The organism is Nocardia sp. NPDC004123 (assembly GCF_053603795.1).
Genome location: NZ_JBSGGG010000040.1, coordinates 14794 through 27891 on the forward strand (window position 1 = coordinate 14794; position 13098 = coordinate 27891).

The 13098-nt window shown below is 66.1% G+C and carries 14 protein-coding genes; 11 read left to right on the forward strand and 3 right to left on the reverse strand.

Annotated elements, in window-relative coordinates; genetic code table 11:
• Positions 1–40: 40 nt before the first annotated feature.
• From ACWEQQ_RS41125 to ACWEQQ_RS41135, 3 genes are read right to left on the reverse strand one after another with little or no spacing between them, the layout of a single operon-like run.
• Positions 41–1219, reverse strand: coding sequence for an acyl-CoA dehydrogenase family protein (locus ACWEQQ_RS41125; RefSeq protein WP_452352021.1), 1179 nt, complete (start codon positions 1217–1219; stop codon positions 41–43).
• Between the two features lie 46 nt (positions 1220–1265).
• The gene (locus ACWEQQ_RS41130; protein WP_452345457.1) at positions 1266–2063 is read right to left on the reverse strand and encodes an SDR family NAD(P)-dependent oxidoreductase; all 798 of its coding nucleotides are present in this window, start codon (positions 2061–2063) and stop codon (positions 1266–1268) included.
• Between the two features lie 52 nt (positions 2064–2115).
• On the reverse strand, positions 2116–2757 hold the full coding sequence (locus ACWEQQ_RS41135) for a TetR/AcrR family transcriptional regulator (RefSeq protein WP_452352022.1): 642 nt from the start codon (positions 2755–2757) through the stop codon (positions 2116–2118).
• A gap of 122 nt (positions 2758–2879) precedes the next feature.
• Here ACWEQQ_RS41135 and ACWEQQ_RS41140 point away from each other — a divergent pair, with 122 nt between their 5' ends.
• The 11 genes from ACWEQQ_RS41140 (at position 2880) to ACWEQQ_RS41190 (ending at position 13097) form a co-directional block, all read left to right on the forward strand.
• Positions 2880–3332, forward strand: coding sequence for a MaoC family dehydratase (locus ACWEQQ_RS41140; protein WP_452345459.1), 453 nt, complete (start codon positions 2880–2882; stop codon positions 3330–3332).
• Positions 3329–4069 carry a 3-oxoacyl-ACP reductase FabG gene (gene fabG, locus ACWEQQ_RS41145; protein WP_452352023.1) on the forward strand — a complete coding sequence of 247 codons (741 nt, stop codon included), beginning with the start codon at positions 3329–3331 and terminating at the stop codon, positions 4067–4069. Before ACWEQQ_RS41140 ends, fabG begins: the two co-directional genes overlap by 4 nt.
• Positions 4066–4836 carry an enoyl-CoA hydratase/isomerase family protein gene (locus ACWEQQ_RS41150; RefSeq protein WP_452352024.1) on the forward strand — a complete coding sequence of 257 codons (771 nt, stop codon included), beginning with the start codon at positions 4066–4068 and terminating at the stop codon, positions 4834–4836. The genes fabG and ACWEQQ_RS41150 overlap by 4 nt, the downstream gene beginning before the upstream one ends.
• Entirely contained in the window at positions 4833–5624 is a 792-nt protein-coding gene (locus ACWEQQ_RS41155) for an enoyl-CoA hydratase/isomerase family protein (protein ID WP_452352025.1), read from the forward strand. The genes ACWEQQ_RS41150 and ACWEQQ_RS41155 overlap by 4 nt, the downstream gene beginning before the upstream one ends.
• Complete coding sequence (locus tag ACWEQQ_RS41160; RefSeq protein WP_452345480.1) at positions 5621–6409, forward strand: enoyl-CoA hydratase/isomerase family protein; 789 nt, start codon at positions 5621–5623, stop codon at positions 6407–6409. Before ACWEQQ_RS41155 ends, ACWEQQ_RS41160 begins: the two co-directional genes overlap by 4 nt.
• Positions 6410–6424: 15 nt before the next feature.
• A complete protein-coding gene (locus tag ACWEQQ_RS41165) occupies positions 6425–8050 on the forward strand; it encodes a class I adenylate-forming enzyme family protein (RefSeq protein WP_452345463.1) in 1626 nt (541 codons plus the stop codon).
• 6 nt (positions 8051–8056) lie between these two features.
• Positions 8057–9763 carry a class I adenylate-forming enzyme family protein gene (locus ACWEQQ_RS41170; RefSeq protein ID WP_452352026.1) on the forward strand — a complete coding sequence of 569 codons (1707 nt, stop codon included), beginning with the start codon at positions 8057–8059 and terminating at the stop codon, positions 9761–9763.
• A gap of 104 nt (positions 9764–9867) precedes the next feature.
• Complete coding sequence (locus ACWEQQ_RS41175) at positions 9868–11100, forward strand: aromatic ring-hydroxylating oxygenase subunit alpha (RefSeq protein ID WP_452352080.1); 1233 nt, start codon at positions 9868–9870, stop codon at positions 11098–11100.
• Positions 11100–11585, forward strand: coding sequence for an aromatic-ring-hydroxylating dioxygenase subunit beta (locus ACWEQQ_RS41180; protein ID WP_452352027.1), 486 nt, complete (start codon positions 11100–11102; stop codon positions 11583–11585). The genes ACWEQQ_RS41175 and ACWEQQ_RS41180 overlap by 1 nt, the downstream gene beginning before the upstream one ends.
• 11 nt (positions 11586–11596) lie before the next feature.
• The gene (locus ACWEQQ_RS41185; RefSeq protein WP_452352028.1) at positions 11597–11839 is read left to right on the forward strand and encodes a hypothetical protein; all 243 of its coding nucleotides are present in this window, start codon (positions 11597–11599) and stop codon (positions 11837–11839) included.
• A gap of 1 nt (position 11840) precedes the next feature.
• Entirely contained in the window at positions 11841–13097 is a 1257-nt protein-coding gene (locus ACWEQQ_RS41190; protein WP_452352029.1) for an acetyl-CoA hydrolase/transferase family protein, read from the forward strand.
• The last annotated feature ends 1 nt before the right edge of the window (position 13098 follow it).

A 13098-nucleotide genomic window follows, 5' to 3' on the forward strand; every position in this document is an offset into this window, starting at 1 on the left:
CCCTGGACGGTGAGATCTTGTGGAGCTCGGTCGCTGTCGGCTATGACCGGCGCTGGTCGAGCTTCTTGCCCAGGAGCTGGGCGGCGATCGTGTTCTTCAGGACCTGCATGGTGCCGCCGGCGATGGAGGAGACGATGACATCGCGGAAGCATCGTTCCGGTGGGAAACCGGTGACCAAGCCGTTGCCACCCAGAATCTGCATGGCCTTCCAGCAGACGTCGCGGCCCACGTCCGCGGCGTGAAGTTTGGCGACCGAGACGTCCAAGGGCTTCGGGAATTTACCCTTCTCGGCGGTCATTGCGGCCTTGTAGGTGAGGTAGCGGACCGACTCGATCTGGGTCCACATCTCGGCGATCAGATGGTAGATGGCCTGGAACTCGTTGACCGGGCGGCCGAACTGGGTTCGCTCGTTCGAGTAGGCCACGGCCTCGTCGAACGCGCCTTGGGCGAGGCCCAGGCACAGCGCGGAGATGTAGAGGCGTTCCATATTGAAGGCCTGCATGAGGGTGGGGAAGGAACCCTCGCCCATGAGGAGGTTCTCTTTGGGGATGCGGCAGTCGGTGAAGGTGAGGTCGCCGTGTTTGGAACCGCGCGAACCCATGTACTCCGGTCCGTTGCCGAGGGTGAAGCCGGGCGTGCCCTTTTCGACGATCACGGCGCCGATGCCCTTCATGCCGGGTGTGTCATTCCACCGAACGAAGGTGATGTACAGGTCGTAATCCGGTGCGCCGGTGATGAATCGTTTGCTGCCGTTGATGACGATCTCGTCGCCATCGATTACCGCGGCCGTCTCGATGTCGGTGACCGCGGAGCCGTGTGCGGGCTCCGACAGCGCGATCGAGGCGGTCAGTTCGCCCGCGGCGATACGCGGCAGATACTTCGCGTGGGCGGTCTCGTTGTCCGACATCATGATCACCGACGGTCCGGTGCAGGTGGTGGCGAACAGGATGTCTCCTGCCATCCAGGACTTCATCGCGCGGCACGCGGATTCGATCGCGAGTGCGAACTCGATGGCGGACAGGCCTTTACCGCCGTACTCGACGGGAATCGTGATCCCGGCCAATCCCATGTCGACCGTGTCGCGCACCATGTCGGCGATCGGCGCGCAGTCCTCGCGGTCGATCTGTGTGGCCAGCGGCGCCCATTTCTCGCCGAAGGCGCGGGCGCGGGCCTGGATGTCGGCTTGGGTAGGGGAGAGGTCGAAAGCTGTTGTATCCATGTAAGTTCCGCTCGTGATGGTGTGATCGCGTGGGGTGTGGCCGGAGTCAGGGCATGGTGTAGCCGCCGCTGACCGAGAACACCTGCCCGGTGACCTGACGGGCGGCGGCATCGGAAGACACCCACAACACGGCATTGGCGATGTCCTCGGCCTTTGTCAGGCGGCGCAGCGGAATGTCCTTGCGGAGGAACTCGATCTGCTTCTCGTTGAACACCGAGTCCTCACCCGCGGCCCAGAGGCTGTCTTTTCCGACCGCGTCGGGCCCTTCGGGGATGACCAGTCCAGGGCAGACGACATTCGAGCGGATGCCGTGGCGGCCGTGCTCGCGGGCGGTGGTGCGTGCCAACGCGATCAGCGCCGCCTTCGTGGCCCCGTAGACGCCCTGCCGGATCTGTCCGAACGCGGCATCACTGGAGATGAACACGATCGAGCCGCCGCCGGCTCCCTGCATCGCCGGAATGGCGGCCTGGGTGGCCGCGATCGCTGTGTAGAGATTGACCTCCACGGTGCGCTGCCACTTGGCGCGATCGGTGTCCTCGGCGATGAACCCGGGCACGCTCCACCCGGCGTTGTTCACGAGCACATCGAGCCCGTTCCAACCCTGGACGGCCCGATCCACCGCATCGTGCGCGACACCCTCGGCGGTGAGGTCCCCGGCCGCGACTTCGACCGCGGCAGCGCCGAGTTCGAGTGCTTCGCCCCGGACCTTCTCCGCTTGTTCGGCATCGATGTCACTGATGACGATGCGTGCACCCTCGCGGGCGAAGCCGTGCACGATGCCACGCCCGATATTGGAGCCGCCGCCGGTGACGAGAACACGGGCGTTGCGCAGCTGCAGATCCATGCGGTCCAACTCCTTCGTCTATGACCGAAATCAGAGTCTAATTTACGTTCAATTAAACATCCAGGGCGGAGCGGGCGCTTCCAGCGCCGAGTCCGCAGCGGACGATGATCTGCGCGGTCTGGACCACGGTGTCCAGCGGCCCTGCCTCGGGTGTCCACCACTCCGCGGCCCAGTTCAGGGCTCCGAGAATCAGCATGCGTGCGGTGCGCAGATCCAGCTGGCCGGGCAATTCGCCGGCGGCTGCGGCGTCTTGGAACAGCTTCTTCCAGACCCTGCCGTAGGCGGTCTCCTCGGCCTGCTGTCGGGCGCGGATGCTGTCCGGTACCTGTGCGGCGTTCCGGATGGAGGCGGTGGTGTAGTCGGAGATCTCGAGTTCGTGGCGCAGGTGGGCCTCGACCGCGACCATGATCCGCTCGATGGCCGGCGTCTTCGACGGCAGCGCGCCCAGGATCGCCGAAACATGTTCGCGCATGTCGGCGATGCCCGACCACATGACCTCTTCGACGAGGTCGTCGCGCGAGGGGAAGTAGTAGTAGATCGCGGGCGCTTGCAGCTCGGCGCGTTCGGCGACCTCGGACAGCCGGGCGCCCGCGTAGCCCTTGCGGCTGAGTATGTATGCCGCCGCGTCGAGTATGCGCTTGCGCGTTCGAGTGGACTTCGTTTCCGCGCTCTCGTCGGTGACCGGTTGTGCCATGTCGGTGCCTCCGATCTTCGCCTGCGGCCGGTTCGGTCACGGCCGGGGCCGAGGTGGTGCAGGATTGACCTATCGATCATTCAAATCTATATTAAATTCAAAGTCTAGTGAGGAGTGCTGACGTGCGAGTTTTCGCCACCATCGAGGAGTTCGCGGCCGCTGCTGGGACACCCCTGGGAACCACCGAATGGCTCGAGGTCGACCAGAAGCGAATCGACACCTTCGCCGATGCGACCGGTGACCACCAGTGGATTCATGTCGATCCGGAGCGGGCTGCCGAGGGGCCGTTCAAGGGCACAATCGCGCACGGACTGCTGACCCTGTCGCTGTTGCCGGTGCTCAACCACCAGCTCTACACGATCGAAAAGCTCTCCATGGCAGTCAATTACGGCTTCGACAAGGTGCGCTTCATTTCGCCGGTGCCGGTGAACTCGCGAGTGCGGGCCACCACCACTCTCGACTCCGTCGACGAGGTGCCGGGCGGTATCCAGGCGAAGATGATCACCACCGTCGAGGTGGAGGGCTCGGCCAAGCCTGCCTGTGTCGCCGAGTCGATCGCGCGGTTCATCGCATGACCGGCGCCCTTCTCGATGGAAAGGCCGCTGTGGTAACCGGTGCCGCGGGGGGTATCGGACTGGCCATCGCGGAGCTGTTCTACGCGCACGGCGCCTCGGTCGTGCTGGCCGATCTGAACGAAAACGGTGCCCGGGCCGCCGCCGAATCGCTGGGTGAACGCGCGATCGGCCTCGGCTGCAACGTGACCGACGAGGGTTCGGTGCAGACGCTGGTGGACGAGACTGTGCGCTGGGCCGGTGGGCTCGACGTATTCGTCAACAACGCCGGTGTCACCCGGGACGCGTCGCTGCGCAAGATGACCGTGGCCGACTTCGACACCGTGATCGCTGTGCATCTGCGCGGGACGTGGCTCGGACTGCGGGCCGCCTCCGCGGTCATGCGCGACGCGGGACACGGGTCGATCATCAATATGTCCTCGTTGTCGGGTAAGTCCGGAAACCCGGGCCAGACCAACTACAGCGCCGCGAAGGCGGGCATCGTCGGCATGACCAAGGCGGGCGCGAAGGAACTGGCGCACAAGAACATTCGTGTCAATGTCATCCAGCCCGGCCTCATCCGCACCGCCATGACCGAGGCCATGCCGCCGGAGGTCTTCGCCGAACGCGAGGCGGCCATTCCGATGAAGCGCGCGGGCGAACCGCGGGAAGTGGCCGGTGCCGCACTGTTTCTCGCCTCCGACCTGTCCAGCTATATGACCGGTGCGGTGCTCGAGGTCGGCGGAGGGAGGTTGATGTGACGCCGTCGGAGTGCGTACTGACCGAGGTGATCGGCGACGTCGGCACCATCACCCTGAATCGGCCCGAGCGGATGAATGCCATCACGGTCGAGCTGGGTGCACGGTTGCACCTGGCGCTCATCGAAACCGCAGCGCGAGCGAAGGTGGTCGTGATTCGCGGTAGCGGTGGAAACTTCTGCGCGGGAGGCGATTTCCATGAACTGGAACGCTTGCGTGCAGAAGGCCGAGATGCCATGGCACCCTTGTTCGCCAACTTCCGAGCCGCCTGCGACGCCATCGCCGAGCTGCCGATCCCGGTGATCTGCGCGGTCGAAGGCTATGCCACCGCCGGTGGTTTCGAGCTCGTGCAGGCCGCCGACATCGTGCTCGTGCACGAGAACGCCGTGCTTGCCGACATCCACTCGAGGTACGGGCAGGTGCCGGGCGGCGGCAGCACGCAGCGGCTGCCGCGCCTGGTCGGACGGCAGCGTGCACTGGCGCACATCCTCACCGGGGACCGGCTCACCGCAGACGACGCACTCGCCTGGGGCTTGGCCTACCGGAAGTACTCCGCCGCCGACTTCGACTCTGGCGTCATCGTTTTCGCCGAACAGCTGTCCACGAAGAACTCCGCGGCCCTGGCCAAGAGCAAACGGCTCGTCAATCAGGGACTGGGCCTGCCGCTGGCCGAGGGGCTGAGCCTGGAGTTCGAGACGGTCCTGGACCATCTGACCAGCCGTTCCGCGGCGGACGGGATCGATTCGTTCACCACAGGGAGCAACCGATGACCGATCTGGTTCGTGTCGACATCGACGAGGACGGCATCGCCCGCATGCTGTTGAACAGCCCGGACACCTCCAACGGTATGGATGTGCCATTCCTGAAGGCATTGCACTCCGCAATCCTGACCGTGCATGGTGATCGGCGAGTCCGGGCGGTGCTGCTCTCGGGCGCGGGCAAGAACTTCTGTGCCGGCGGGAATGTGAAGGTCTTCGCATCCAAGGGCGAGCAACTGCCCGACTATTTGCGCGAAGCCACAGCATGGTTGCAGATCGCGGTATCGGCTCTCACTCAGTTGAACGTGCCCGTGATCGCTGCTGTCCATGGGTTCGCAGCCGGTGGCGGCGGTTTCGGACTGGTATGCGCCGCGGACTTCGTGATCGCCGCTGACACTGCGAAGTTCATGTCCGGTGCGGTCCGCGTGGGCATGGCGCCGGACGCGGGCGTCTCGGTGACCCTCACCCAGCTTGTCGGTCTGCGCAAGGCCATGCACATTCTGTTGACCAATCCGGTCCTCGACGCCGCGGAGGCGCTCGAGATCGGCCTGCTGACCACGGTGGTGCCCGCCGCCGACCTCGAGGCCGAATCTCTGACCTACGCGCGCCAATTCACCACGACCGCTCCGATGGCGATCGGCGCAACCAAGCGCCTGCTGTGGGGCGGAGTGGGCGCGACGCTGGCCGACCGGCTGCCCGAAGAAGCGCGCACGGTCTCCGAACTGTCGGGCACTGCCGACTCCCGCGAGGGTCTGGCCGCAGTCCTCGAGCGCCGTGAGCCGAAGTTCCGAGGTGAATAACTGTGTCCGCCAATGAATCACCGGTCCTGACCGAAGACCGTGGTCCGATCCGGATCATCACCCTGAATCGGCCGCAGCGTCGTAATGCCATCGATCTGTCTCTGCGATACGCGCTGGCCGAACGACTCGAGGAGGCCATGGCCGACGCGAGCGTGCGAGTGATCGTGCTGACCGGCGCGGGCGCGGGATTCTGTGCGGGGGGCGATATTTCGACCATGCGCCGCATGGACGAGGCGGAAGCCCGCCCGCGCGCCGAGGCTGCTCAGCGCGTGGTTCGTGCCATCTGGCAGGGGGGCAAGCCCGTCATTGCTGCGGTCGAGGGCGCGGCGTTCGGGGCGGGTGTGTCCCTGGCCCTGGCTTGCGATCGCGTCGTCGCAGCGGCGGACGCGGTGTTCAGCACCGCGTTCACCGGAGTCGGTCTGGCCGGGGATATGGGCATTTTCGCTTCGCTCCCGGCGCGCGTCGGTATGGCCAAGGCCCGCGAACTCATGCTGCTGCCCGCCCGGCTGACCGGAACCGAGGCCGCCGGGATCCACTTGGCCGATGCGGTCGTCGCTCCGGGCGCGGCATTGGAGTCCGCGCTCGCGGACGCCGAGCGCATGGCCATCGCGCCGCCGCTGGCCGTCGCCGCACTGAAGCAGATGTTCGCGCGCTGGCCGCGTGATCCGATGACGGTGCTGGACAACGAAGTCGACAATCAGGTGGAGCTGTTCGACTCCGAAGATTTCGCCGAGGGCGTCTCGGCGTTCCATGAGAAAAGAACTCCCGTATTTCGCGGGAAATAGCGGAAGCACATGCCTATGACAGCCGTGGCTGGTCGCAATCTCGGTGAATCCTATTGGGCGGCGGACGACAGCCTGCCGCTCATGGATCACACTGCCGGCTCGCTCCTCGCCGAGCGAGCACGAAACCATTCCGGAACAACGGCTTTGGTCGGCACTCCGCATGGCGGATCGGAGCCGTGCCGCCTCACCTACGGCGAACTCTACGACGCGGCACGGCGTGTCGCGGTCGCGCTGACCGAGCTCACCGAACCCGGCGACTCCGTGGCCCTGTGGTCACCGAACGTCATCGAGTGGCCCATCATCGAATTCGGGGCCGCCCTGGCCGGTCGCGTGCTCGTGGCGCTGAATCCCGCCTTCCGCGAGGGCGAATTGGTCTACGCCCTCGAGCACTCAGGGACGGCCGTGCTCATTCATGCCGACCAGCACCGCGGCTACGACATGGCGGCGGTGGCGGCCGCGGCGGTCGCTCGGGTCCCCGGCGTGCGGCAGCGGATCAGCCTGTCGGAAACGGCACGCTGGCAGGCGAGCACACCGGAAGGTGATCTGCCGGACATCGATCCCGACCTGCCCGCGATGCTGCAGTACACCTCGGGCACCACCGGGAATCCGAAAGGCGTGCTGCTACGGCATCGATCGCTGGTGAACGTCGCGAGGATGACCATGGCGGCTGCCGACATCCCCGAGGGATCGGTCTTCGTCAATCCATTGCCGATGTTCCACACGGCCGCCTGTGTGATCGGGACACTCGGACCGATTGCCATGGCGGGCACGATCCTGCTGGTGGAAACGTTCGTTCCCGAGAAGGTTCTGGAATGGGCGTCGGCCGAGGACGCCGATGTGCTGTTCTTCGTGCCCACCATCCTCGGCGCGCTGCTCGAGACCGTGCGTGGAAACGAGTCCGCGGCACCGAGGTTCGTCAGCATCGTCGGTGGCGCGGCCAACGTGCCGCAGGTGCTGATCGAAGGAGCGGCACGCGTCTTCGGTGCGGTGGTGCACAACCTGTTCGGTCAGACCGAACTGGCCCCGGTGATCACTCTCACCCGCAGAAGCGACACGCTCGCCGATCAACTCGGTACCGTGGGCCGCCCGATTCCGCAGGTCGAGGTGAAGATTGCCGGCTCGAATGGCTCCGGAGTCGCTCCCTTGGGCGTTATCGGCGAGATCTGCGCCCGCGGGTACCAGCAGATGATCGAGTACTACCGCGATCCGACGGCGACCGAGGCGGCTGTGGACGCCGAGGGCTGGGTGCACACGGGTGATCTCGGCTCGATGGACAGCCGGGGCTACGTCACCGTGACCGGTCGGCTCAAGGACATGATCATCAGCGGTGGCGAGAACATCGCTCCGGCAGAGGTGGAATCGCGTCTGATCGAACATGATTCGGTTCAGCAGGCGGCGGTGGTCGGCCTCCCGCACGAGAAGTGGGGTGAGACCGTGGCCGCTGTACTGGTGGTGCGTGGGGAACGCCCGGACGATCTCGTGGCCTCGGTGAAGAACCGGCTCAGCACGACGCTGGCACCGTTCAAGACACCGCGCCGCTGGTTCGTCGCCGATACCCTCCCCGTCACCCCGTCGGGCAAGGTCCAGAAATTCCGGCTGCGCGAGGCGATCCTCGACGGCGATGTCGACGAGGTCGAGTGAAGAATTATGAGTGACAACGACTTCTACATTCGGAGAAATCAGCTCGGCGAACGGTTCCCGATGTGGCGGCCACGGTCGCTGGGGGAGTGGCTGCTCGCGTGCGCCGACGAATTCGGCGATCGGCCGCTGGTCATCACCGACGAACGCACGTTGACCTACCGAGAGGCCGCCGCGCTGGCGACTCGGCTCGCCGACGGCCTGGTCGCGCTGGGGGTGCGTCCCGGAGACCACGTCGGCGTGCTCATGGCGAACTACCCGGAATTCGTGCCGGTGAAGTTCGCTGTGGCCCTCGCCGGCGCGGTCGCTGTGCCGCTGAACTTCCTGTACCGCGCGGACGAACTCGCCTACGTGCTCGATCAGTCCGAGTGCCGGGTTCTCATCACCATGACCGGTTTCGCCGGCCTCGACTACCTGGCGATGCTCGATGAGATTGCTCCGGAGTGGGAACAGGTCGGCCGGGACAAGTTGCGACTTCCTCAGCTGCACACCGTGATTCAGTTGTCGACGGATGGCCGGGAGCGTGCCGGAGTGCTCACCGTGGATGAGCTCGCTCTGGCCGGGGCCCGGTACCCGGGGGCTACGGCCGGGATCCAGGTGGACCCGGCCGAGGTGGGCGACATCCTCTACACCTCCGGAACGACCGGTTCACCCAAGGGCGTGCTCATCACCCACGACGCCGTCCTGCGGACCGGATTCGCGTCCGCGCTCACCCGCGCCTTCGCCGACGGCCGCCGGATCCTGTTCTCCCTGCCGTGCTACCACATGTTCGGCTATGTCGAGGGCTTGATCGCAGCCACGATGGTCGGCGGCGCGGTGATCATGTTGCCCGCCTTCGACGCCGGGAAGTACCTCGCGGGAATCGAGCGGCATCGCGCGGACGACATCCTGTGTGTCCCCACCATGACCGTTGCGCTGCTGGAACATCCGGATCGGCATCGCTTCGACCTGTCGTCGCTGTCAGCGGTGCTGTCCGGAGCCGCGCCCGCGCCGGTCTGGCTGTGGGAGCGGGTCCGCGCAGAGCTGGGTGCGTCGGAGATCGTCACCGGCTACGGCATGACCGAATGCGGCGGGGCGATGACCCTGACCCGGCCCGAGGACTCCTTGGAGCTCACCGCGACCACCGCCGGTCGGCCGAAATCCGCTGGGGCGGCCGGAATCGACGACGGGGCGCTCGTGGTCTACCGCACCGTCGACCCGGTCACCGCCGCGCCGCTGCCGGACGGTGAGGAAGGCGAGCTGGTTTCCCGCGGCCCGACTAGCATGCTCGGATTCTGGGGAAAGCCGGAGGAAACCGCCAAGGGTCTCCGGGACGGGTGGGTCTTCTCCGGCGATCTCGGACGGGTACGGCCCGACGGCTATCTGGAGATCACCGGCCGCAGCAAGGAGCTCTACAAGAGCGGCGGCGAACTGGTGATGCCCAAAGAGATCGAGGAACTGCTCACCGCCCGCCCGGAGATCAGCCAGGCCTACCTGATCGGTGTCCCTGACGAGCGGTGGGGTGACGCGGGATGCGCGTGCATCGTCCGAGCCCCCGATGCGGAGATTTCCGCCGAGCAGGTCATCGATATCTGTAAGGCGAATCTCGCCCGGTTCAAAGTTCCCAAACACGTCGTATTCCTCACGGCAGACGAACTGCCCACCACTCCCACGGGAAAGGTGCAGAAATTCCGCCTGGTGAATTACGCCAAAGCACGATTGGAGCAACAGAAATGACGGTCACGACCCCTCCGGACGCCGTGCGCGAGCCGGGCGACCATTCGATCTGCGACCCGGACACGGCCTGCGAGACCGGACCGGTCGCGAATCAGGCTCCGCGAGTGGACTATTCGAGGCTCATCCAGCCGCAGCGGGTGCACGGGTCGCTCTACACCGACCCGGCCGTGTTCGCCGACGAGCTCGAGCGGATCTGGTACGGCGGCTGGGTTTTCGTCGGCCACGAATCCGAAGTGCCCGAACCGAACGACTATGTGCGCAAGAACATCGGGCCGCAGGACATCATCATGACCCGCGACCGCGTCGGCGAGGTGCACCTGGTCACCAACCGGTGCGCGCACCGCGGCAACCTGGTGTGCGACGAACAGCGCGGCAATTCCAGCTCGTTCCGCTGCCCCTACCACGGCTGGACCTACAGCAACACCGGTGACATGCTCGGCTACCCCTACAACAAGGGGTACGGCGGCAAGGGCAAGCTGAACCTCGGCCTCGGTGTGGTGCCGCGGGTGGAGAGCTACCGCGGCTTCGTGTTCGGCAGCTTCAACGCCGACGTGCCTCCGCTGCCGGAGCATCTCGGCGCCGCCGCCGGCGAGATCGACCGGCTGGCCCGGCTTTCGCCCACCGGCAAGGTGCGCCTGGACAACGGCTGGCTCAAGCACCGCACCCACGCCAACTGGAAGCTGCTGGCGGAGAACGAAACCGACGGCTACCACCCGCAGTTCGTGCACGGCTCGATCTTCTCGGTGACCGGCTCCACCATCGGCCCGCTCTACAGCGATTCCTCCACGGCCGTCACTCGCGCTCTCGGTAACGGACACAGCGAGAACGATCTTCGACCGGAATTCCGAAAGTTCGCCGAGCCCATGCGCTGGTTCGGCACTACAGCCGACCGCGTGCCGGAGTACGTGGCGAAGATGCGGGAGGTCCACGGCGAAGCCGCCGAGGAGATCATGATCGAGGGCGCGCCCCACGTGATGATCTTCCCGAACCTGTTCATCGCGGAGATTCAGGTCTTCAACATCCAGCCGATCTCGGCCACCGAGTGCATCCAGTTCTCCACCTCGGTGCAACTGGACGGCACGGACGAGCTGAACAAGCGGATGCTCTCGCAGTCCATCGGGTCGGTCGGCCCGGCCGGCATGCTGCTGGCCGACGACACCGAGATGTACGAGCGCAATCAGGTCGGCGTGGGGCAACTGCTGCCCGAGTGGCTCGACCTGCGGCGCGGCATGGTGCGGGAAACCACGGACGACAACGGTTTCCGCATCGGGGGAGCCACGGACGAGACCGCGATGCGGGCGTTCTGGGAGCACTACAAGAATCTGATGGAGGCGTGATGACTGCTCTGACCGAAACCGATCTGCGCGAACTCGAGCAGTTCATCTACCGCGAGGCCCGCCTCGCCGACGAGCACGACTACGACTCGTGGGAGGCGTTGTGGACCGACGACGCGCTGTACTGGGTGCCCGTCGACGGTGGCGGCTACGACCCGGAGCGGCACGTGTCGATCATGTACGACAACCGCCGCCGCATCTCCACCCGGCTGCAGCAGCTGCGCACCGGCAAGCGGTACGCCCAGTCGCCGCCGTCGAATCTGCGCCGCACGATCTCGAACATCGAGCTGCTCGGCGTCGAGGGCGACGACCTCAGCCTGGGCGCGAATTTCGTGCTCTACGAGTCGAAGCCGCGCGGCCTTCACACCTGGGCAGGCCGCTACACCTACGTGGTGCGCCGCGTTGACGGCGAGCTGAAGCTGGTCCGCAAGACCGTCATGCTCGTCAACAGCGCGGAAGCCGTGCCCAGCATGGGCTTTCTGATCTGAGGGGACAGCAGATGGACAGGACAGGATCGGATGCCGGCACCAGCCGTGAACTCGGTGTCGTCCACAGTGAATTCGCTCAGGTGCGGGTCGCCATCGACGACACCGCGAACGGGCCACGTTTGCGGTTGGAGGACTTGAAGTCCGGCCGCGTCCGGTTCCTGGACGCCCTCGAACTGGAAACCATCGTGTGGCTCACCGAGGGCCACATGCACCGGCTGCTCGACCCATCCGCCGACCGCTGGCGGGAGGACTGAGATGGCGGATGCCATGCCGCCGCGAGCGGTTCGCGTACCGGAACTGGACTACCGCGCTGTGATCCGGCCCGGCGACTTCGTCGTCTGGGGACAGTCCTGCGCGGAGCCGGTGACGCTGACCGAGCGTCTGCTCGATCAGCGGGCGGTTCTGGGCGGTATCTCCTGCTTCATCGGCATCCCCGCGGCGGCGACGGTGAAACCCGAACATGCCGACCACATTCGGTTCGTCAGCTATTGCGGCACCGGTGGCAACAGGGCGCTGGCCGCCGCCGGGGTGCTCGAGATATACCCCGGGCATTATTCGACTCTGCCCGAGTTCGTCTCGCGCGCCGACGTCGTCCTGGTGCAGTGCGCACCGCCCGACGCGCGCGGGCGGTACAGCCTCGGACTGGCCGACGACTACCTCACCGCCGCCATCGACAGCGCGCGAATCGTCATCGCAGAGGTCAATGATCAGGTGCCCGCCACGCCCGGTGCCCGGCACCTGACCGATCGAGACATCGACATCGTGGTCCGCACCTCCCGCCCCGTGACCGAAAGCCCCGCCGCGCCACCGACGCCGGAGATGACGGCCATCGGCGCACATGTTGCGAGCATTGTTCCCGACGGCGCCACACTGCAATTCGGAATCGGATCGGTGCCCGAGGCAGTGCTGGGCGCGCTCGGCGTCCGCAACGACCTGGGGATCCACTCCGGCATCCTCACCGATGCCGCTGTCGAACTGATCGACAAGGGCGTGGTGACCAATACCCGCAAGACCACCGACCCCGGTGTCTCCGTGGCCGCGGTGATGATCGGTACGCGGCGATTGTTCGAACATGTGCACGCCAACCCGGCCGTGTCGTTACGACCGATCGGGTATACCCACGATCCGGAACGCCTTGCTGCACAGCACCGTTTCGTCGCGATCAACTCTGCCATCGAGGTCGATCTGACCGGGCAGGTCAACGCTGAAGTCGCGGGCGGACGCTATGTCGGAGCGGTCGGCGGTGGTGGGGAGTTCCTGCGGGCTGCCGCTCGGTCGGACGGCGGCCTGCCGATCATCGCACTCCCGTCGACAGCGGGCTCGCGCAGCCGGATCGTGGACCGGCTGTCCGGACCGGTCAGCATCGCGCGCAGCGACGCGGGCATCGTGGTCACCGAATTCGGCATCGCCGATCTGCGCGGCCTGCCGCTCTCCGAGCGGCGCGAACGAATGCTCGCGATCGCGCACCCCGACCAGCGCGAGATCCTGCGCGCGGTGGCGAGCCGGTGGTGAA